Genomic DNA, 21061 nt, shown 5'->3' with positions numbered 1-21061 from the left:
TGTCGCAGCTGGAAAGGCGCCAGCGGAACGTCACCGCGGTGGAAATGCACCGCTTCGGGGCGACACCAAGGTATTGTTGACGCGCCGAGCACGCGCGGCGCATCCTCTGGCGCTCCCGTGTCTTCCCATGAATCCGTCTTTGCAGGCCTCCCCATCCGTGCTCTTCCCCGACCGCGATGCCGCCCTGCAACTGCTTTGGCAAGACGGGGAGCGCGTGCTCTGGCGCGGATGGCGCCCGGCATCCGGGGACCGGCAACCTCCACTGCTGGCGGTGTCGCTGGTCGCCGACGATCCAGCCCGCAGCAGCCTTGAACGTCTTGCGCATGAGTTTGCGCTGCGCGAGGAACTGGGCGCCGACTGGGCGGTGAGGCCCGTGGACCTCGTGCGCAATGGCACGAAGCCCGTACTGCTCCTGGAGGATCCCGGGGGCGAGCCGCTGGAGCGGCTGCTCGGGGCGCCGATGGAGCTCGGCCGCTTCCTGCACATTGCGGTCGCCATGACTTCGGCGCTCGCACGCATGCACGCCCGCGGCATGGTGCACAAAGACATCAAGCCGGCGCACGTCTTCGTTGATGGGGCCGGCCATGCCAGGCTCACCGGCTTCGGGATCGCAACGCGACTTTCGCGCGAGCGCCAGGTGCCCCAGGCACCCGAGGAAATCGCCGGCACGCTCGCCTACATGGCGCCGGAGCAGACCGGGCGGATGAACCGCTCGATCGACTCCCGCAGCGACCTTTATGCGCTGGGCGTCACCCTGTACCAAATGCTGGTCGGAGCGCTTCCGTTCACGGCTTCCGACCCCATGGGATGGGTGCACGCGCACATCGCCAGGCGAGCAACGCCGCCCGCGGAACGGGTGGACGTGCCGGCGGTGGTCTCCGCAATCGTGATGCGGTTCCTCGAAAAAACAGCGGAGGACCGTTACCAGACGGCCGCTGGCGCGATGGCGGACCTGCAGCGCTGCCTCGTGGCGCACCAAGCGAACGGCCGCGTTGAGGCTTTCCCACTGGGAGCCCAGGATGTGCCGGAGGTGTTGCGCATTCCGGAGAAGCTGTACGGACGCGAGGAGGAAGTGGCTTCGCTGGTCGCCGCGTTCGAACGGGTGGTGGCGCGGGGCACGCCGGAACTCGTGCTTGTCTCGGGGTACTCTGGCATTGGCAAGTCTTCTGTCGTGGGCGAGTTGCACAAGGTGATCGTTCCGCAGCGCGGCCTGTTCGCGTCCGGCAAGTTCGAGCAGTACCGGCGCGACGTGCCCTACGCCACACTGGCACAGGCGTTCCAGGGACTCGTGCGCCAGGTGCTCGCGCGCAGCGAACCTGAAGTCGAGCTCTGGCGGTCGGCGCTGTGCGAGGCGCTCGGGGGCGACGGCGAGCTGATGGTGCGCATCATCCCGGACCTCGCCCTGCTGATCGGCGACCCGCCCGCCGTCCCCGAGCTTCCCGCGCGCAAGGCGCAGGCACGCTTTCAGCGCGTGTTTCGACGCATGCTGGGAGTGTTTGCGCGCCCTGAGCATCCGCTGGTGCTGTTCCTCGATGACATGCAGTGGATGGATGCCGGGAGCCTGACGCTGCTTGCCGACTTTGCCACCCAGCACGAGGTCCAGCATCTGCTCCTGGTGGGCGCCTACCGCGACAACGAGGTGGATGCCTCCCATGCACTGACGCGCAGCCTTGACGACATTCGCGCTGCCGGAGTGCCCGTCAGCGCCATCGTCCCGGCGCCGCTGACGCTTGACGACGTCGGGGCTCTGGTGGCGGATGCGCTGCATGACACTATCGACCGAGCACGGCCGCTCGCTGATCTCGTCCACGAAAAAACCGGCGGCAACCCGTTTTTTGCGATCCAGTTCCTCGCAGCCCTCGCCGAGGAAAAGCTGCTCACCTTCGACCGGCGCACCGGCGCGTGGGTTGCTGACCTCGAACGCATCCAAGTCAAGGGCTACACCGACAATGTCATTGACCTGGTGGTAGCCAAGCTCGATCGCCTGAGCGCGGACACGCGCAGCTTCCTCGAGCAGCTCGCCTGCCTGGGAAATCTCGCCCGCTTTTCAGCGCTCGCTCGCATCTTCGGTCAACCCGCGGACGCGGTTCATGCGGCCCTCTGGCCAGCGGTACGCGACGGCCTGGTTGTCCGCATGCCCGGAAGCTACGCCTTCGTGCATGACCGTGTCCAGGAGGCCGCTTACTCACTGATTCCCCGGGGTCATCGGCCGGGTATCCACCTGCGCATCGGTCGGGCGCTGCTGGCCGAAATGCATGCGGACGAGGTCATCGACGTCGTCGACCAGTTGAACCGCGCGGCCGACATGCTGGCCGACGCGCAGGAGCGCCTGCGGGTGGCAGAACTCAACCTGCGCGCTGGCCGCAAGGCGAAGTCGTCCACCGCCTATGCCTCTGCTTGCACCTACCTGTCCGCCGGCATTGCGCTGCTGCCCGAGGACGCGTGGAGTCGCTGCTACGAACTTGCATTCGGCCTTTGGCTGGAACGCGCCGAATGCGAATTCATGTGCGGCAATGGCGACCATGTGGAGCCGTTGATAGCCCAGCTGCTCGCTAAGGGCGCATCCAGGATCGACAAGGCCGCTGCCTATCGTCTCAAGATTGACTTGCACGTCATGCGCTCGGAGTATCCCGAGGCGGTCGCCACCGCACTGGAGTGTCTGCGACTCTTTGGCATTGACATGCCGCCCCACCCCACGCGGGAACAGGTCGACGCGGAATACGAGAAGGTGTGGCGCAACCTGGGCGAGCGGCCGATTGAGAGCCTGATCGACCTGCCCAGCATGACGGACCCGGACGTGCAGGCGGCCATGGGCGTGCTCGCCGTTCTGAACTCTCCCGCGTATTTCACGGACGCAAGCCTCGTGCGCCTGCACCTGTGCCACATGGTGAACCTGACGCTGACGCACGGATTGAGCGAGGCGTCGCCACATGCACTGGCGCTGCTCGGGCGGCGCTATGCATGGTTCGACCTGCCTTCCGGCTGGCACGTTGCCCGCTATGCCGATGCCTACCGGTTCGGCAAGCTTGCGTGCGACCTCGTCGACAAGCTCGGACTGCCCGCGTCGCGTGCGAAGGTCGATTTCTCCATGGCGCTGACTGCCGTGTGGACGCAGCCGGCCAGCGTGGCAGTGGACGCAATGCGCCCCGCGCACCGCACTGCAGTGGAAAGTGGTGACGTCACGATCGCTTGCTATGCCTGCCATCACCTTGTCGCCGATCTCCTGCTGCGCGGCGATCCACTCGATGAGGTCTGGCGTGAGACCGAGCGAAGCCTGGAGTTCGTGCGCAAGGCTGGCTTTCGAGACGTCGTCGACGTGCTCGTCACACAGCAACGTTTCGTGCAGGCGCTGCGCGGACGCACTGCCCACTTTGCGACGTTCACCGGAACGGGTTTCGATGAGGGCGTGTTTGAAGCCGGTTTCCCGGCAGCCAGCATGACAATGATGGTCTGCCTTTACTGGGTTCTTCAGCAGCAAGCGCGCTATCTATCCGGTGACCATGCGGCGGCACGGCAGGCCGCCCGGAATGCCGACGCGGTGCTTTGGTCGGTCGACGGGCACATCATGTTGCTGGATCACTGCTTCTATGGAGCGTTGGCGGCTTGCGCAGCCTGGCACTCCCTAAGCCCGGGAGAGCAGGAAATGGCAGGGAAAGAGCTGGAGGTGCAACTTCGCCAGCTGTCCGAATGGGCCGAACGTGGGGCCGTGACGTTTCGCGATCGCCATTTGCTGGCGAAGGCCGAAGTGGCCCGCATTGCCGGCCGCGAACTCGAAGCCGAGCGCCTGTACGAGGATGCGATCCGACTCTCGCGGGAACACCGGTTCGTGCAGAACGAGGCGCTCGGTCACGAGCTGGCTGGCCGATTTCATGCCGCGCGCGGATTCGAGGACTTTGCCATGCTGCACCTGCGCAAGGCGCGCAACGCCTACCGGCGATGGGGCGCCGAGGGCAAGGTGCGCCACCTGGCTCAGGAATGGCCGGCGCTTGCCGAAGAGGAGCGGGTGGTTTCTCCGATGACTACGATCGGCGCGCCGATCGAGCAATTCGATCTGGCGACGGTCGTGCGCGTGTCGCAGGCGGTCTCCGGCGAAATCGTGCTGGAGAAGATGCTCGGCACCATCATGCGCACGGCCATCGAACATGCCGGCGCCGAGCGCGGATTGCTGCTGCTCGCCGAGGGCGCCGAACAGAGAGCCGCAGCTGAAGCGACCACCTCGGGAGACATCGTTGTGGTCCAGCTGTGCGTGGCGGGCTCGGGCGAGCCTCGACTGCCGCGCTCGGTCCTGCAGCACGTGGTGCACACGCTGGAAACCGTGGTCCTCGACGACGCGTGCCGCCAATCCCCTTTTGCCGCCGACCCGGATGTTCGCGAACGCGGCGTGCGATCCCTGCTGTGCCTGCCCTTGGTGAAGCAGGGCGGACTGGTGGGAATGCTGTACCTGGAGAACAATCTGGCACCGGGTGCCTTCGCGCCAGGTCGCCTCGCGGTTCTGAAGCTGCTTGCGTCGCAGGCGGCCATCTCGCTGGAGAACGCGCGCCTGTACCTTGAGCTCGCGCAGCGGGAAGCAAAGATCCGTCGGCTGGTGGATGCCAACATTATTGGCGTCTTCTTCTGGGACTTCGCCGGACGCATCCTTGAGGCTAACGACGCCTTCCTCGCCATCATCGGCCACGACCGCGGGGCGCTTACCGAGGGTGGCCTGCGCTGGACCGATCTCACGCCCGCGGACTGGGCGGAAAGGGACAGGCAGCGGTTTGCTCCGGAACTGCAGGCGAACGGCAGCCTGCATCCGTACGAGAAGGAGTTCTTCCGCAAGGACGGCAGCCGTGTGCCGGTGCTCATCGGAGCGGCCCTGCTCGAGGAAGGTGGGCGCCAGGGAGTCGCGTTCGTGCTCGACCTCAGCGAACGCAAGCGTGCCGAAGCGGAAGCGCGCGAGCGACAGCGCGGCAACCACGAGATGCAGATGCGCCTGGCCGATTCCAACCGCCTGGCCAGCATCGGACAGCTCACGGCCGCGATCGTGCACGAAATCAACCAGCCCCTCGCCGCTGCCGTGACCAACGCCAACACATGTGTTCGGCGTCTGGAGGCGGACACGCCCAACCTTCCTGGCGCCGCCGAGGCGGCGCGCCGACTCATCCGCGACGCGAACCGCGCTTCCGACGTGGTCAGCCGCCTCCGGGCGATGTTCGCGCGAAAGGAAGTCGCCACCGAACAGGTGGACCTGAACGATGCGGCCGGGGAGGTGGTTGCGCTGTCGTCCGCTGCGCTACAGGAGGCCGGCGTCGTGGTGCATTGCGAGTTCGCCGCCGATTTACCCCTGGTGCAAGCCGATCGCATCCAGCTCCAGCAGGTCATGATGAACCTGGTGCGCAACGCGGCCGATGCCATGCGCGGCGTGGCGGAGGGCACGCGCGCTCTGGCCATCCGAACGCGCCTGGCTGATGACGGAAACGTGCAGCTCACCGTCGAAGACAGCGGAGTCGGTCTGGACGTGAAGCAGGTCGACAAGCTGTTCGATGCGTTCTACACCACCAAGAGCGGTGGTATGGGGGTGGGGCTGTCCGTGAGCCGCTCGATCCTGGAGCGGTATCAAGGCCGCCTCTGGGCCGAAGCCAAGGACGGCCCGGGTGCCAGCTTCTCGTTTGCGATCCCGGCCGCTGCCGGTCCCGCCGGTGTGGCGAGCGGATCGCGGGGCCCAGCTTCTTCTCCGTCCTAAGTCAGGGACGAGGACAGGTCATGAAGGCATGCCGCGCAAGCTGCCGCAATGCGATCTTTCAGGCGTGGCGGCAGTGCGCCGCCATCCACCCGAAAGGATCTCCCATGTATCGTTCCATTGCCATTGCGCTGGCCATCGCCGCGGCGTCCGCCGCCGCGTCCGCGCACACCGGGCTCGCCGGCGACATCACCGTCGAGGCGGATGCATTCGTTTCCTACCGGCTGCCAGCCGAAGTCAGGACGGAGCTCGTTGCTTACAAGAAGTCCGGCATCAACCCGTGGGCGCGCAGCTACAACCCGCTTCTGTACTTCAAGAGTCAGCGTACGCACGCCGAGGTGAAAGGCGATTACCTTGCTGCGCGCGAAGAAGTCGCCGCGCTGAATGGCGAGGACAGCGGCTCCATGTACCTCGTTGAAAGCAGGGCCGGCGCGGCCCAGCCGGTGCGCCTCGCCCGGCGCGGCGCGTCGATGCCCTGACGGTGAGCTCATCTTGCTCCGGCGTCGCTCCGCAGGCGCCACGGTGATGGCCGCCACGCAGGGTGCACCCGCCAGTGCCCACGCCGGCATGGCAGGAAGCGTCCTGCTGGCCGGCACGGGGCTGGCCGTCGCCGATTCCGAGGCGCAGCAGCCGGGTGTTCGTCGCGGCCCGGTGCTGCAGCAGGATCTCGTCCTCGCGCGAGGTCAGGCCGTGCAGGTGCGGGTCGATTTCGATGTGGCCGCGGTGTCGGCGCGCCACTCCCACCCCGGCGAGGAGATCGCCTATGTGCTCAAAGGGGCCCTGGAATACACCCTGGAAGGCAAGCGTCCGGTGACATTGCTCGCTGGCGAAGCCTTGTTCATTCCCGCTGGAATGAAGCACGTGGCGAGGAATGTCGGGCCAGGTAGCGCGTCAGTGCTTTCCACCTACCTGGTCAGGAAGGGTCGGCCGCTCTTTGTGTTGCCGAGAGAGGGTTCTCGGTAGACCTCCGCCAATCCAACGCACCCACTCCATTGTTTTTACGGGGGTGCAGAGGGGTCGAGGCCCGCCACGAGGCCGGCCATTCCGCTTCAGACGTTCCCGGCTGCCATCCCACCATCAACGGGAAGTACGACGCCCGTGACGAACGCCGCGCCGGCAAGGTAGAGCACGGCCTCAGCAATCTCATCCCCCGTGCCCATGCGGCGCGTCGCCTGCAGCGACTTGAGGAAGTCATGATGTTCCGGGGAGTGCATCGGCGTCTCGATGATGCCGGGTGCCACGGCGTTCACTCGGATTCCGTGCGGCGCCAGTTCGAGCGCCAGGGCGCGCGTGGCTTCGTTCAGGCCGCCCTTGAGAAGGACCGCCAGGTAAGCTGGAATGTCGCTTCGCGGCTTGATCGCGACCGACGCGGTGATGTTGATGATGCTTCCCTCCTTGCGTCCGATCATGTGGCGCGCCACCACCTGAGACGCATAGAGGGCACCTTTCAGATTGGTCGCGATCTGTTGGTCGATGTCTTCGCGCGTGAACTCCACGAAAGGCTTGACCTGGAAGATGCCGGCATTGTTGACCAGCAAGTCGACCTGCCCGAACCGTTCCAGCGTTGCCTTCAGCAGTGCGCCTGCCGTGTCCGGATCGGCAATGTCGCCTGGTACCGCAAGAAAGCGGTCGCCGTTGGGCAGGGATGCGCTGGCGTCCTCCAGGCGTTGCTTCGTTCGCGCATTACCAGCGACGTTCCAACCAGCGTTCAGCAGATTCCTGGCGATGGCGAAGCCAATGCCGCTCGAAGCTCCGGTGACGATGGCTGTCTTGCGTTGAGAACTCATGGAGTGGATCCTTTCCTGATTGGGCGCCGCCCGTTGCAGCGCCATGACAGGAATCTAGTGACGGCCCTTGAGCACAGCCACTGCACCATTGGGGGCAGGCCATGTCCACCAAAAGGATCGTCTCCTAGTACGCCTTCGGTATGACGCGCGGTGTCTGCTCCTGACGCGCAAGCCCACCCATCGTGGGGCGGATCAATCGGGTTTCCGGAAGGAGTTGCGCTCAAACAGGGCGACGGTCCAATCAATGAAAACGCGCACCTTGGCTCCCAAGTAGCGGTTGGGTCGGTACAGCACGTGGACGGGGACGGCCGGTGTCGTCCACTCCGGGAGCACGGGAAGGAGCTCTCCCGATTCGAGCGCCGAGCGAACCGCGTACGCAGGCGCCTGCAATATGCCGAGCCCGGCGAGGCCCGCCACGAGGTGGGCGTTGGTGTCGTCAACAGCGAGGCGCGGCTGCGGGGCGATCTCATGTGTCTCCGCGCCCTTGATGAAGCGGAACGGGATCGACTTGCCCGTGCGGGTGGACACGAGGCCCAGCAACTGGTGCTGCGTTTCCAATTCAGCCACCGACTTCGGCATGCCAAATTCCTTCAAGTAACTTGGCGCCGCGCACGTCAACAGATGGAACTCGCCGATGCGCCTTGCTGCAAGGAAATCCTCCAGCACCGTTCCGGCCCGAACCACGCAATCCACGTTGTCCGCCACGAGGTCCGAGAAACGGTTCCCGATCCCGAACTCCAAGTGAATGTCGGGGTAGGCGCGGTAGAAGTCCGGCAGCGCCGGGATCAGGACCTTCGTTGCAATCGAAGTCGCGACGTCGACCCGCAGTCGCCCGGATGGCTTGGCGATGGATTGCTTCGCCGTCGATTCGATGTCCGACAGCTCCGCCAAAAGGCGCACCACTCGCTCGTAGTAGGTGGCGCCTTCGGCGGTGACGGTCACCGAGCGCGTCGTGCGATCCAGGAGCCGCACCCGCAACTCCTGCTCCAGGCCCTGAATCAGCCTTGTGACGGTCGGTTTCGGCAGGCTCATCGTCTCGGCGGCCTTGGTGAAGCTGCCTGCCTCGACCACGCGCACGAACGCGTTCATCGCGAAAAAGCGATCCATGTTGCTCTTCCTCGCTCAGCAGGCGGACATCATACGAACCCGTCAGCCGAAGGTGAAGGCGTACGCTTCCGCACCTGGGTCGAGAAATTCGATCTCGAAGAGCCGCTCGTGCACGTCGCCGCGCTGGCGCACCAACTGGTACAGCTTCTGCCGGTCGATGACGCCTTCGCCTTGCGGGTTGGTATCGCTGCCATGGTCCTCAGCAGGCGGACGGCCGTCGATCAAGACGCGAAAGCGCACCGGTTGGCCGCTTGTGCCGGGGCCCAGCACCATGTGAAGGTCCCGCGCGTGGAAGCGGTGCAGGATCCGGGACTGAGGGCGAACGGCAACGCCGCGCTCGGACTCGACCCGCCACCAGCCCCCCAGAGTCCACGTGCCGTTGCGCACCGCTTGCGCGGGCGCGTACTCCACGTCCCTGTCCTTGTGCAAGCGGGAACTCGCGACAAAGCTGTCCGCCTTGCCATAGCCCACATAGGTCTCTCCAGAGCGCAGCGTGGCCAGGTCGGGTGGCGCCTGCGTCCCTTCGGCCATGGGATGGACGGGTTCAGCGGCGGCAGGAATTCGTCCGGCTTCCGCGAGCAACTTCCGGAGCACGCCTTCCGATCTTTCGTAGGCGTGTTCACCCGCGATCTCCTCTCGGATGCGGCCCTCGGCGTCGATGAAATAGAACGCAGGCCAGGAGCCGTTCTGCAGTCCGCGCCAGACACGGTAGCCGTTGTCCATCGCCACCGGATACGGGATGCCGAGGTCGGCAACGGCTCGCTTGACGTTCGAGGCACTCTTTTCGAACGCGAACTCCGGCGTGTGCACGCCGATGACGACGAGCCCGTCAGGACCGTATCTCTCCGCCCAGGCCTTCAGGTGCGGCAGCGCACGAAGGCAGTTGATGCATGAGTAGGTCCAGAAGTTGACCAGGACCACCTTGCCGCGAAGGGACTGGGCGTCGAGCGCAGACGTGTTGATCCAAGCCGTTGCGCCGGCTAGCGCATCCAGAGCACCCGGCGTGCGGGAAGCAGCCTTGGTAACCCGTACCCGATCGAGCAGGGACTGTTCGAGTGCCGTTGTCGCTGGTGCAGAGACGCGAGTGAGGAGCTTCGCGTCCAGGCCCAGTGCGGGAACTGCAACTGCGGCCAGAATGCCAGCGCCGGCGAACCGCCGAAGCTTGTCAACGGTTGGCGCGACGCGGCCCGACAACGAGGACGCGGCGCGGCCGAACCACCAGGCGCACCCGAGAGCGGTGGACGCACCCGCGGCATACGCGAGCAGCAGGAAGCTGGTGCCGACACCCGGTCCGTTGAGCGCCGCGCTGGCCAGCAGCACACCCAGGATGGGTCCGGCGCACGGCGTCCACAGCAGCGCGATACCGAGTCCCAGTGCCCACGGGGCCAGGCGCGACGCCGACGCTCCGCTGGAAACACGATCGCCGAGCCGTACCAGGGGACGCGTTACTCGTTGCGCCAGCCCCGGCAGGAGGAGCAACGCCCCAAATAACGCAAGCAGGGCGAGTGCCGCATACCGCGCGACGGCGTGCAGCGTAACCACCCATGCAGCACCGGCTGCGGTCAGCGCGGCAACGGCGGCGAACGCAAGCGCCATGCTTGCCAGCATCGGCAGCGTGTGGCTGCTGAAGGGCCGGCCGGAGGGCGCGAAGACGAAGGGCAGCACCGGCAGGATGCATGGGCTCAGGATGGTGAGGGCACCGCCGAGGAAAGCGAGGAAGACAGTCAGCATGGCGCGGACGCGGTTCCGTCGACATCGACAAGTCGGTCGAGGCGGACTGTTTCACCCGTGCTGATCACGAGGTACTCCTCGCCGGCGCGGCTGAAAACGTCCTGGACGGATGCGATGCGTTCGTGCAGCGTGCCTTCTTCTGCGTGAAACCGGACTCGTGCGAGGGCACGACTGGTAGCGAGCGATTCGAGGACGTCGTGGAAATCACAGCTGATGGGATGGTAAGACGTGTTCATGGGGTGCTTCCCGGAACGGGTGTACAGGAAAAAGGTCGAGTGTGATTTGCGTGATGAATGCGTCGGGAAGTCGCATCGGCGTGAACCCGAGGCTGCGCGCGAGGGACAACATTCCGACGTTCGAGGTCAGCGTAATGCCTGTGAGTCTGTGCAAGCCGCGCTGTTTCGCCGACGCCACCAGCGCGGTCATCAGCAGCTTGCCGAGGCCGAGACCCTGCCAAGCATCCGCCAAGACTATCGCGAAATCCGCCTCGGCAGGCGACTCCTGCACATAGCGTGCAACGCCGGCCATGCTGTCCTCCGTCCGGTCGCCTGTGATCGCCACGATGGCTTCCTCGCGCGACGGATCGACAGAGCACCACCGCTGGAGTTCCTCTTCGGTGGGTGTGCGTCCTGAGAGAAGCCGCTTGTAGCTCGTTTTTCTTGAAAGGTGATTGACGAAGGTCCGCAGGGCCGGCAGGTCTTCCGGTTCGATTGACCGGATCGAGACCACCCGGCCGAGACTCAGTGACCCTGCGAAGGCGGATGGGTCCGCCACTCAAGCGACCCGGTGCGCGACGTCGTATCTCGTAGCCGGGACCCTGCGGGACAAGTTCGGCGCAAGGGCTTCCCGTGCGGCCTCGTAGCGTTCCCAATCCGCAGCGTCGGGCAGGGAGGGGATGGTCACGGACTCGCCTTGGTCGAGGCCTGCCATGGCGGCGTCGACCAGATCTTCGGCGCTCATGACCATCTCCGGTGGAAGGCCGGTAACCGGCACGCCCGAAACGTCCCAGAACTCGGTGCGGGTCGCCCCCGGCAGGACCGCTTGCACGCGCAGCCCCTTGGCGCCCAGTTCGTGCTGAAGTGCCTGCGACAGACTGAGCACGTATGCCTTGCTCGCGGTGTACACACCGTTCAGGATGCGTGGCGCCACAGCGACCACGGATGCGATGTTGATGATCGTGCCCCCTCCACGGGCGACGAAGGCGGGAGCCGCTGCGCGCGTCAGCCGCGTCAGCGCGACTGCGTTCAGGCTCAGCATGATCTCCATTTGATCGACATCCGCCTCGCTGAAGGGCGCTCCCACGTTGAAGCCGGCGTTGTTCACCAGCATACGGATCGCTTCGTCCCGCGCCAGCCGCAGTTCGAGGGAGATCAGGTCCTTCTTGGACGTGAGGTCGGCCACGACGACTTCGATCTTGCGGCCGGTTTGCTGCACGAGCGACGTGGCCACCTCGTCGAGGCGTTTCGCATTGCGAGCGACGAGGATGAGGTCGTGCCCACGGCGAGCAAGGCGATCGGCATAGATGGCGCCGATGCCGCCGGAGGCGCCAGTGATGACGGCGGTTCCCCGATGTGGTTTAGAGCGTGTCATGTGAGGCCTGGATCGAAAAGTGATTCGGGAGCGCGCCAGGTAGACGCGCGTCGGTGATTTCAGATGGGCCGCGGCGTGGGGGGAAGCAGCAGCAGCGCGAGGAAGGCCAGGGCCGCTGCGGCAAGCCCGTACCCGACCGCAGTGGCCTGCAGACCGATCTGCCCGGCGAGCAGTCCAGCGACAATGGCGGGTACGCTGAACGCGAGGTAGCACGCAACGAAGAAACCGGACATCAGGCCCGCGCGCTCATGAGCGAGCGCAAGCGGCACCAAGGTGCGAAGCGAACCGCTGAAAGCGGAGCCGAAACCCGCGCCAGCGAGCATCGTTCCCGCCAATGCGGCTCCGGCTCCGAGCCACTGCAGACCCGCCAGTGTCACGAGTGCGCCGACTCCCACCATGGCAGAACCTGCGGCAGTGGCAGAGCGCGCCGTGAACTTGCGCGAAACGCCCACCGCGGCCGCGCTGGCGAGGCAGAACGCGCCGATCATCACGCCACCCACCAGGGGCGCGCTGTTGCCGGTCACCGTCCGCGCGAGGGTCGGCCCGAGGGAAAGGTAAAAGCCTCCCAGTGCCCACAGAGCTGTGTTGACGGGAAGGACGCCCAGCATGGCTGCCCGCGCCTGCTTCGGAATTCCAATCGACGGCATGAGCGAACGCAGGGCACCGGGACGCTTCGGTGCCGTTTCCGGCAGGAAGAACGCCGCGACAAGCAGCAGCCCGAACGTGAGCAGCAGGACGTCGAACACGAGCCGCGTCGGCGCGGGGGCGAACTGCACCAGCAAGCTGGAGCCCAGCCCGCCGACTCCGAGGCCGACCAGGGGTGCGACGCTGTTGATGACGGCGCCGCGTTCGCGGTTCAGGTCGACCAGGCCGGCGCCCAGCGCGCTGGTGGCGATGCCGGTTGCCAGTCCTTGAAGAATGCGGGCAGACAGCAACCACCATACCGAATCGGCGCCCCAGAACAGCAAGACCGCGACGATCTCGAGAACCAGGGAGGCCAAGACCACGTCACGCCGACCCCGGTAATCCGATAGCCCGCCAAATACCAGCAAAGCCAGCAGCATTGCGATCGCGTAGCTGGCGAACACGACCGTCAGCATCAGCGGCGAAAAGCCCCACAGGCTGCGATAGATCGCGTACAGAGGCGACGGCACGCTCGAGGCCGCCAGGAAGCTCGTGAGGATGCCCGCCTTGAGCCACAGGGCCTGGGCTGCAGTCAGCGTGCGTCCGTGAGACTGGGAGAGGGGCGAGTTGGTCATGGTGCCACCTTGAGTAGTGAGGAGGATCTGAGCGGCGTCGTGCGGTCATGCAACGGTGCACCACGGCCCTGAGGTTGTGATTGGTCTTTCGGCCGTGACGCGCGTTTGACTTCGGGCGGTGCGTCGTCGCTGCTTCAGAAAGCGTGATTGCCTGGCCGCCAATCTAGTTGCCGATGCCGCGTGTGAAAAGGGCCCGCGCTACAACAGACTGTTGCGGCTGCAGAAAATGCGCCGCCCGCGATTGTTCGAATTACTGCAAATCACTTTTGCGGCACTGCGGCCACTTTCAGGCGGAGGCTGCCTTGAAGCACCCAGGACGACACCAGATACGGGGTTCGACGAAACGCGCATCTCCAAGGTGAGCGATTACTGGCACGAAGGAACTCCCATGCGCAAGATCTGGTTGGCACTCATGTTCATGGCGGGCGGCGTCGCGCATGAGTGGCGCAACCCGGCGCAGTGCCACTGCATCACGGTGAGTTCATCTGCCGGCGCAGGCAAGCGGCGACGACTGTTGCCGTAGACGGAATGCACAGTTGGCGCCAGGGCACCACCGCGCGTGGGCTTTGTCGCCTAGAGTTCCTGCATCCCCGCGGTTGAAACGAAAGGCCAGACATGAACAACGACCTTCTCTATTTCGACGACCTGAAGGTCGGCGACAGGTTCTCGAGCGGCACGCACGAAGTGACGGAGCAGGAGATCAAGCGCTTCGCAGGCGAGTTCGATCCACAGCCATTTCACCTGGACGACGGAGCGGCGAAATCCACCATGTTCGGTGGCCTCGCGGCGAGCGGCTGGCATACAGCCGCCCTCACCATGCGGCTCCTCGTGTCTGGCGGCCCTCAGCTGGCCAATGGCATCGTGGGCGCTGGCGGCGAGATCGAATGGAAGATACCGACACGGCCCGGTGACGTGCTTCGGGTGGAGAGCGAGGTCGTCGAGCTTATTCCGTCACGGTCCAGGCCCGACCGCGGCGTGGCCGTGCTGCGCAGCAAGACGCTTACACAGCGAGGCGACCTCGTCCAGGTGCTGACGGCGAAGTTGATGGTTCCGCGGCGGTCCGCCTGATGCCAGGAACAGCTGGCGGTCTTGCAAGCGAAACAACAATGTTGCGGTCGCGTGCGAGTGCCGCGGGACGGCGTGTGACCAGTTTAGCGACCCATGCTGCACGAAGGGAACCGGGTGAGAAACGAGTCGAGAGCTGTTGAGCACGATCTGCGCACCCGGTTGGCGGATGCGAACTTCCATGAGCGGGTGCGTTCAACGACGCCCCCGGGCATCAGGCTACGCACGCCCGAGGAGATGGGCCATACGTTGCGGGTGATTCTTGGGGAGCACGAAGAGGGCAAGGACCTGCATGTCTTCGGATACGGCTCGCTGATGTGGAATCCTGGACTTGAGCACAGTCACTCGGCGCCGGCCAAGGTGTTCGGCTGGCACCGCCGCTTCTGCATCCGCAGCCTCATCGGGCGGGGCGCTCCTGCAACTCCCGGCCTGATGCTCGCGCTGGACAGAGGAGGCTCATGCTCCGGCATGGTCTTCCGCATCGAAGCTCTCAAGGTGCCGGACGAACTCGAACTCCTGTGGCGCCGGGAGATGACCTGGGGCTCGTACAACGCGCGGTGGGTCACTGCGTGGCGGGGAACGGAGTCGGTTCGCGCGCTGACTTTTGTGGTCGATCGGGGGCAAGAGCGCTACCTCAAGCCACTTCCCCCGAAAGAAACCGCGCGTCTGATCGACACAGGGTGTGGTCACTTGGGAACCTGTCGTGCGTATTTCGACGCCACCATGGCCAAACTCCGAGAGCTCGGCATCAAGGACGGAGGAATGGAGGAACTGGATGCGCTGCTTGCGGGCTCGCGGTGATTGCGAGGCAACAGCCAAGTAGCTGCTCGTCAAGCACCATCGCGGCGTACCCTCCCAGAGACATCGCAATGCCGATGCACCAACCAGCGAAGCCAGGCATCCACCCACGATGCTCTGATCGATGGTGATGATCGCGGATATGGTTGAGTTGTGTCTCGTCTTCTAGCGGCGCGCACATGGATTGCTCCTTGGGTCACCTGTGCATCTAAGCAGATGATGCGCGTCGATTCCATTGCACGATGGTCTTGGGAATACCTTCGGTGGGTGCTCGAAAATGCGGTGGCGCTCGCATGCGGTTTGAGCGAAGCGGCACGGTGACCACGTGGCATGCATCCCCGCTTCGACGGGCTCGCTGACCGATACGAAGGTATCGTATCGTTCCTCAGTTGCGTGGGGTATCGTGCAACGGGTGACGCCCCGGAGAGCGAGGCCTGCGTGGAACGATTGTCTTGGCTCGACGACAGCAGCGAGTGTGGGCATCCCGAGATCCTTTGGGAGGACGGTGATCGCAGGATCTGCAGGACGCCCCGCAAAGGCGCAGATGGCATTCATCATTCGTTCATCACGATTGCTCCGGTTGCGGAGCGACCGTCGCGAAGCTCCATCAGCCGGCTGACCCACGAATACGCGCTGCGTGAACATCTGGACGGCGCTTGGGCCCTTCGGCCACTGGAGCTGGTCCTCCAGAGAGGACGGCCTACACTCGTCTTCGAGGACAACGGCGGCGGACCGCTGGAACGCCTCATCGGCCGCCCAATGGAAGTGGCCCCGTTCCTCAGAGTCGCGATTGCGTTGGCCCAGGCGCTGGGCCAGGTCCACCAGCGCGGACTGGTGCATAAGGACATCAAGCCCGCGAACGTGCTCGTCGGCCCCGGCGGCGCGGCCTGGTTGACAGGGTTCGGCATCGCCTCACGCCTGCCTCGTGAGCGCCAGGCGCCCGAAGCTCCCGAGATCATCGCGGGAACGCTCGCCTATATGTCGCCCGAGCAGACCGGCCGCATGAATCGCTCGATCGATTCGCGCAGCGATCTCTATTCCTTGGGAATCACGTTCTATCAGATGCTCACCGGCGTGCTGCCGTTCACCGCCTCGGATCCCATGGGGTGGGTCCATTGCCACATCGCCAAGCGCCCAGTTGCTCCGAGCGAACGCGCCCAGGTGCCCTCGGCGGTGTCCGCCATCGTGATGAAGCTCCTTGTCAAGACTGCGGAGGACCGCTACCAAACTGCAGCTGGCGTGGAGAGCGACTTGCGGCGCTGCCTGACGGATTGGCAGCACGAGGGGCAGATCGCATCGTTCAGTCCTGGGTTGAACGACACGCCCGACCGGCTGCTGATGCCGGAGAAACTGTATGGTCGGGATCGCGAGATAGAAACCTTGCTTTCCGCCTTCGATCGTGTGGTCAAGGGCGGATCGCCCGAGCTCGTGCTCGTCTCTGGGTATTCCGGTATTGGCAAGTCCTCGGTCATCAGTGAGCTGCACAAGGTGCTCGTTCCGCCACGCGGCCTGTTCGCCTCGGGGAAGTTTGACCAGTACAAGCGCGACATTCCGTATTCGACGCTGGCGCAGGCTTTCCAGAGCCTCACGCGCCGGCTTCTGGTCAAGAGCGACGCCGAGCTGGCTCCGTGGCGAAACGCCCTGCGAGAAGCGCTCGCCCCCAACGGCTTGCTCATGACCGAGCTCGTTCCAGAGCTTGCCCTCATCATCGGCGAGCAGTCCCCCGTCCCCGAGCTGCCGCCGCAGCAGGCACAGAGCCGCTTCCAGCTCGTGTTCCGCCGCTTCATTGGCGTCTTTGCGCAACCGGAGCACCCGCTCGCCCTGGCGCTGGACGATCTGCAATGGCTGGATACAGCCACGCTCGACCTGGTCGAAGACCTGCTGACCCGCGCAAACCTGCAGCACCTGATCTTGATCGGCGCATACAGAGACAACGAGGTGGGCCCGAGCCATCCGCTCGCGCGGAAGATTGAGGCGATCCAGCAGGCTGGTGCCAAGGTGCACCATGTGCGGCTGGCGCCGCTCGACCGTGGAGACCTTTCCCAGCTGGTCGAGGACGGTTTGCGCTGCGAACCCGCGCGCGCCGCACCGCTGGCGCAACTGCTACACGACAAAACCGGCGGAAACCCATTCTTTGCCATCCAGTTTCTCGCCGAGCTCGCCGAAGAGGGACTGATCACGAATGACCAGGGGCGCTGGAGTTGGGACCCGGATCGCATCCATGCCAAGGGCTACACCGCCAACGTTGCCGACCTCATGGTTGGCCGGCTCGGCAGGCTGCCCGCCCCGACAAAGGCGGCATTGCAGCAGATGGCGTGCCTCGGAAATCGCGCGGGAACAGCCGCGCTCGCAATCGCGCATGCGTCGCCCCAGGGCCAGGTGACGGCCGATCTGTGGGACGCGGTGCGACTGGAACTGATCGAGAGCGTGGAAGGCGGCTTCAGGTTCGTCCACGATCGAGTGCACGAGGCGGCCTACGGGCTCATCCCGGCAACCGAACGCGCCGCGGCGCACCTTCGCATTGGCCGACTGCTCCTGGCCGGAACGGCGTCCGACGACCTCGAGGATGCGGTATTCGACGTCGTGAACCAGTTCAACCGCGGCGCGGAACTGATGACCGACGTGCACGAGCGCCAACGGGTGGCGGAGCTGAACGTTGTCGCCGGAAAGCGAGCGAAGCGATCGACCGCCTACGCTTCGGCTCGGAACTACCTCGTGCAAGCAGTGGCGCTCCTTGCACCTGAACCGTGGGCGCGACGTTATGAGGAAAGTTTCGAGCTCTTCTTGCTGCTGTCTGAATGCGAATACCTGGTCGGCAACTTCGACGCGGCAGACATGCTCTTTGACACCATTTTGAGCAAGTCCAAGTCGGAGCTCGACGCGGCGAAGGTGCACAGCCTGCGCATCAAGCTTTACCAGGTCTCGGGAAAATACGACGAGGGTCTGGCAGTCGGTTTGAGGGCGCTGCGCGCGTTTGGCGTCACCTTTCCCGAATCCGAAAACGACATCGAAGCGGCGGTCCAGGCGCAGTTCGCCAGTCTGCCGGAACGCCTCGGCGGTCGCTCGATTGGCGACTTCCTGGAGGCACCGACTGCGGTCGACCCTGTGACTTGGGCCATTGTCGACTTGCTGGTCGAAAGCGCCCCATGCGCGTACATCGCCCGCCCGCCGCTATTTCCACTGGTCACGCTCGAGGCCGTCCACCGGTCCATCCGCGATGGGAACACAGTGCAATCGCCTTTCGCCTATGGCGTGGTGGCACTGTGGCTGGTGTCCGTGCCGCAAGAAATCCACTTGGCATACCAGTTTTCCGAGTTCTCGCTGCGGCTCAATGAGCGATTCGACAACCGGCGTCTGCGCGGAACGCTGCTGCACCTGAACGGGGATCACGTCAACTTCTGGCGGCGGCACTTCGCCACCGGCCTCCCAATTCTGGAGCAGGCGTTCACGGCATGCCTGGAGGTCGGCGATTACGTGTACGGCGGCTTCCTGGCTTTCCAGATCCCAATGCATGTGTGGGAGAACGGGCACGCTTTGGAGGAGGTATTGGCGTCCACTGCCCGGTTTGCAGCCTTTGCTCAGCAGAGCCACAACGACGCGATCCACGAAACGATACTTCTTGAGCAGCGCTTCGTGCGCCTGCTGATGGGCAGCAATGCGGACCCAATGGGGGGCGCCGGATCGATCGACCCCCAAGCCAGCGTGGATGTGACGGTTCGAGCCGCCTTCATCAGCGGAACGGCCTTTCATCACGTGATGAACATGATGTTCGCCAGCCTGTGCGGCCGCCACGTTGAGGCATTGGAGGCCGCTGCGGAAGCGGAGCCGATGATTGCCGCCGTCATGGCGATGCCCATGGAGGCGAGTTTCCATTTCTTCCACGCGCTGTCTCTAGCATCGCTCTATCCCACTCTACCCGCACTACAGCAGCAGCAGTCCCTGCGGCAACTGAAACACAAGCACGGCAAATTCGTTCTCTGGACGGAGCACTGCCCGGAGAACTTCGAAGGTCGCGCGGCCTTGATCGGCGCGGAGATCGCTCGCGTGGAGGGCCGCGAGCTCGATGCGCAGCGCCTTTACGAGCACGCCATCCGGACTTCCGAGATCCACGGCTTCATTCACCACCAGGCCGTCGCTTGCGAGACTGCCGCGCGCTTCTACGCAGGCCGGGGCTTTCGGGACATTGCCACCCTTTACCTGCGAAATGCAAGCCATTGCTACATGCGATGGGGAGCCGGCGCCAAGGTCCGTCTTCTCGATGAGGAGCACCCGGGTCTCCGGGACGAAAGCCGGGCGCACGCGGGTACGAGCACGATGGGTACTCCGGTGGAACACCTGGAACTCGCAACCGTCATCAAGGTGTCCCAAGCGGTTTCAGGGGAGATTGTGCTGGAGAAGCTGATCGAGACGCTGCTGCGTACAGCGATCGAGCACGCCGGGGCCGAGCGCGGAGTTCTGGTCCTGACGGAAGGCGGCGCGCACCGGGTAGCCGCCGAGGCGAGGACTTCCGGAGATTCGGTGATCGTGCAGCTGCGGGACGAGCCCGTCACGCAAGCGCACCTGCCGGAAAGCGTGTGCCACTTCGTGCTGCGCTCGCTGGAGAGCGTGATCTTGGACGACGCAAGCGCCGACGGGGCGTTCTCCTCGGATCCGTACATCCAGGCTCGGTGTGCGCGATCCGTTCTTTGCCTGCCCCTCTTGAACCGGGCGAAGCTCATCGGGATGCTCTATCTCGAGAACAACCTTGCGCCCCAGGTGTTCGCCCCAGCCCGCGTTCCGGTGCTGAAGCTGCTTGCGTCGGAGGCCGCGATTTCTCTCGAAAACACGCGCCTTTACGGGGCGCTGGCTGAACGCGAATCGAGGATCCGGCGGCTGGTGGAGGCCAACATCATCGGCATTTTCATCTGGGATCACAGCGGACAGGTGCTCGATGCCAACGACGCATTGTTGTTCATGCTGGGCTACGACCGGCAGGATCTCAGCTCGGGCGGCTTGTGCTGGACGGACCTGACGCCACCGAATTGGCGCGAGCTGGATAGCCGAATGCTGAAAGTGGTCAAAGAAAGCGGCAGAGTGCAAGCCTACGAGAAGGAGTTCTTTCGCAGGGATGGAAGCCGCGTGCCCGTCATGATCGGTGCTGCATCCTTCGACGTCAGCGGAAACGAGGGTGTCGCCTTCGTCCTGGATCTAAGTGAGCGCAAGCGCTCGGAGGCAGAAGCGCGCGACAGTCAACGGCGCTACCACGAGCTGGAGCTGCGCCTGGCGGACGCGAACCGCATGGCCAGCATCGGTCAGCTGTCCGCGTCCGTCGCGCACGAGCTGAACCAGCCGCTCGCGGGAATCGTTGCGAACGCGAGTGTTTGCGTACGAAGACTGGGGGTTGATCCCCCCGACGTACCGGGAGCAATGGAGCCCGCCCGCCGCTTAATCCGCGACGCCCACCGCGCCTCCGAAGTCATCAAGCATTTGCGAGCGCTTTTTGCCAAAGCGGAGACTGTGTCCGAATGGGTCGACGTGAATGAAGCCGCGCGCGAGATCGTTGCGCTGTCGTCCACGGCGCTGCACAACGAGCGAGTGGATCTCCGGTGCGAGTTCGAGGAGGATCTCCCGCCCGTCAAGGGGGATCGCATCCAGCTCCAGCAGGTCATCATGAATCTATTGCGCAATGCTGCGGATGCGATGACGAACGTCGACGCGCACTCCAGGCACTTGCTGATCCGAACTGGCCGATCCGAGGACGATCGTGTCCAGTTGACCGTGCGCGACACAGGTATCGGCCTCAGCGTGGACGCCATGGAAAAGCTCTTCGAGGCGTTCTACACGACAAAGAGTGGCGGAATGGGAATCGGGCTGTCGGTCAGTCGCTCGATCATCGAGAGGCACAACGGTCGGCTATGGGGCGAGCCGAACGAAGGTCCGGGTGCCAGCTTCTCGTTCACGATCCCGATTCCCAGCGAGGTCGTGACACATTGGTCGGCAGGACAATAGGCGCGATGCGTGTAGAC

14 protein-coding genes are annotated in these 21061 nt (G+C 64.7%); 7 read left to right on the top strand and 7 right to left on the bottom strand.

What is annotated here, in order from left to right:
* Positions 1-127 precede the first annotated feature (127 nt).
* The 3 genes from AC1DSA_RS05810 (at position 128) to AC1DSA_RS05800 (ending at position 6682) form a co-directional block, all read left to right on the top strand.
* The gene (locus AC1DSA_RS05810) at positions 128-5722 is read left to right on the top strand and encodes a trifunctional serine/threonine-protein kinase/ATP-binding protein/sensor histidine kinase (RefSeq protein ID WP_477886995.1); all 5595 of its coding nucleotides are present in this window, start codon (positions 128-130) and stop codon (positions 5720-5722) included.
* Positions 5723-5826: 104 nt separating this feature from the next.
* Complete coding sequence (locus AC1DSA_RS05805; protein ID WP_477886994.1) at positions 5827-6198, top strand: hypothetical protein; 372 nt, start codon at positions 5827-5829, stop codon at positions 6196-6198.
* Positions 6199-6244: 46 nt separating this feature from the next.
* On the top strand, positions 6245-6682 hold the full coding sequence (locus tag AC1DSA_RS05800) for a cupin domain-containing protein (protein ID WP_477886992.1): 438 nt from the start codon (positions 6245-6247) through the stop codon (positions 6680-6682).
* Between the two features lie 86 nt (positions 6683-6768).
* Here AC1DSA_RS05800 and AC1DSA_RS05795 read toward each other — a convergent pair whose 3' ends face one another.
* The 7 genes from AC1DSA_RS05795 to AC1DSA_RS05765 form a co-directional block, all read right to left on the bottom strand.
* Complete coding sequence (locus tag AC1DSA_RS05795) at positions 6769-7551, bottom strand: SDR family NAD(P)-dependent oxidoreductase (protein ID WP_477886990.1); 783 nt, start codon at positions 7549-7551, stop codon at positions 6769-6771.
* A gap of 147 nt (positions 7552-7698) precedes the next feature.
* On the bottom strand, positions 7699-8613 hold the full coding sequence (locus tag AC1DSA_RS05790) for a LysR family transcriptional regulator (protein ID WP_477886988.1): 915 nt from the start codon (positions 8611-8613) through the stop codon (positions 7699-7701).
* Between the two features lie 42 nt (positions 8614-8655).
* Positions 8656-10344 carry a redoxin domain-containing protein gene (locus tag AC1DSA_RS05785; RefSeq protein WP_477886986.1) on the bottom strand — a complete coding sequence of 563 codons (1689 nt, stop codon included), beginning with the start codon at positions 10342-10344 and terminating at the stop codon, positions 8656-8658.
* Positions 10338-10580 (bottom strand): hypothetical protein, encoded by a 243-nt coding sequence (locus tag AC1DSA_RS05780; protein ID WP_477886984.1) that lies wholly within the window; start codon positions 10578-10580, stop codon positions 10338-10340. The genes AC1DSA_RS05785 and AC1DSA_RS05780 overlap by 7 nt, the downstream gene beginning before the upstream one ends.
* Positions 10549-11118: an N-acetyltransferase family protein gene (locus tag AC1DSA_RS05775; RefSeq protein WP_477886982.1), complete on the bottom strand. Its 570-nt coding sequence runs from the start codon at positions 11116-11118 to the stop codon at positions 10549-10551. The genes AC1DSA_RS05780 and AC1DSA_RS05775 overlap by 32 nt, the downstream gene beginning before the upstream one ends.
* Positions 11119-11934 carry an SDR family NAD(P)-dependent oxidoreductase gene (locus tag AC1DSA_RS05770; RefSeq protein ID WP_477886980.1) on the bottom strand — a complete coding sequence of 272 codons (816 nt, stop codon included), beginning with the start codon at positions 11932-11934 and terminating at the stop codon, positions 11119-11121.
* A gap of 59 nt (positions 11935-11993) precedes the next feature.
* On the bottom strand, positions 11994-13193 hold the full coding sequence (locus AC1DSA_RS05765; protein ID WP_477886978.1) for an MFS transporter: 1200 nt from the start codon (positions 13191-13193) through the stop codon (positions 11994-11996).
* Positions 13194-13581: 388 nt separating this feature from the next.
* Between AC1DSA_RS05765 and AC1DSA_RS05760 the strand changes: the two genes are divergently transcribed.
* The 4 genes from AC1DSA_RS05760 to AC1DSA_RS05745 all read left to right on the top strand — a co-directional run bounded on the left by AC1DSA_RS05760 (position 13582) and on the right by AC1DSA_RS05745 (position 21044).
* Positions 13582-13716: a hypothetical protein gene (locus AC1DSA_RS05760; protein ID WP_477886976.1), complete on the top strand. Its 135-nt coding sequence runs from the start codon at positions 13582-13584 to the stop codon at positions 13714-13716.
* 92 nt (positions 13717-13808) lie between these two features.
* The gene (locus tag AC1DSA_RS05755; RefSeq protein WP_477886974.1) at positions 13809-14261 is read left to right on the top strand and encodes a MaoC family dehydratase; all 453 of its coding nucleotides are present in this window, start codon (positions 13809-13811) and stop codon (positions 14259-14261) included.
* A gap of 93 nt (positions 14262-14354) precedes the next feature.
* Complete coding sequence (locus tag AC1DSA_RS05750) at positions 14355-15059, top strand: gamma-glutamylcyclotransferase (RefSeq protein WP_477886972.1); 705 nt, start codon at positions 14355-14357, stop codon at positions 15057-15059.
* A 327-nt stretch (positions 15060-15386) separates the two neighbouring features.
* Entirely contained in the window at positions 15387-21044 is a 5658-nt protein-coding gene (locus AC1DSA_RS05745; protein ID WP_477886970.1) for a trifunctional serine/threonine-protein kinase/ATP-binding protein/sensor histidine kinase, read from the top strand.
* Positions 21045-21061: the final 17 nt, after the last annotated feature.

The organism is Ramlibacter sp. P4_H7 (genome assembly GCF_056400765.1).
This window is presented reverse-complemented; position numbering and strand designations above follow the sequence as displayed.

What these genes read in the sequence shown, in the direction of transcription:
- AC1DSA_RS05810 (WP_477886995.1), top strand. Translation starts at nt 128, where the DNA reads ATGAATCCGTCTTTGCAGGCCTCCCCATCCGTGCTCTTCCCCGACCGC.
- AC1DSA_RS05805 (WP_477886994.1), top strand. Translation starts at nt 5,827, where the DNA reads ATGTATCGTTCCATTGCCATTGCGCTGGCCATCGCCGCGGCGTCCGCC.
- AC1DSA_RS05800 (WP_477886992.1), top strand. Translation starts at nt 6,245, where the DNA reads ATGGCCGCCACGCAGGGTGCACCCGCCAGTGCCCACGCCGGCATGGCA.
- AC1DSA_RS05795 (WP_477886990.1), bottom strand. Translation starts at nt 7,551, where the DNA reads ATGGCGCTGCAACGGGCGGCGCCCAATCAGGAAAGGATCCACTCCATG.
- AC1DSA_RS05790 (WP_477886988.1), bottom strand. Translation starts at nt 8,613, where the DNA reads ATGGATCGCTTTTTCGCGATGAACGCGTTCGTGCGCGTGGTCGAGGCA.
- AC1DSA_RS05785 (WP_477886986.1), bottom strand. Translation starts at nt 10,344, where the DNA reads ATGCTGACTGTCTTCCTCGCTTTCCTCGGCGGTGCCCTCACCATCCTG.
- AC1DSA_RS05780 (WP_477886984.1), bottom strand. Translation starts at nt 10,580, where the DNA reads ATGAACACGTCTTACCATCCCATCAGCTGTGATTTCCACGACGTCCTC.
- AC1DSA_RS05770 (WP_477886980.1), bottom strand. Translation starts at nt 11,934, where the DNA reads ATGACACGCTCTAAACCACATCGGGGAACCGCCGTCATCACTGGCGCC.
- AC1DSA_RS05765 (WP_477886978.1), bottom strand. Translation starts at nt 13,193, where the DNA reads ATGACCAACTCGCCCCTCTCCCAGTCTCACGGACGCACGCTGACTGCA.
- AC1DSA_RS05760 (WP_477886976.1), top strand. Translation starts at nt 13,582, where the DNA reads ATGCGCAAGATCTGGTTGGCACTCATGTTCATGGCGGGCGGCGTCGCG.
- AC1DSA_RS05755 (WP_477886974.1), top strand. Translation starts at nt 13,809, where the DNA reads ATGAACAACGACCTTCTCTATTTCGACGACCTGAAGGTCGGCGACAGG.
- AC1DSA_RS05750 (WP_477886972.1), top strand. Translation starts at nt 14,355, where the DNA reads ATGCTGCACGAAGGGAACCGGGTGAGAAACGAGTCGAGAGCTGTTGAG.
- AC1DSA_RS05745 (WP_477886970.1), top strand. Translation starts at nt 15,387, where the DNA reads ATGCATCCCCGCTTCGACGGGCTCGCTGACCGATACGAAGGTATCGTA.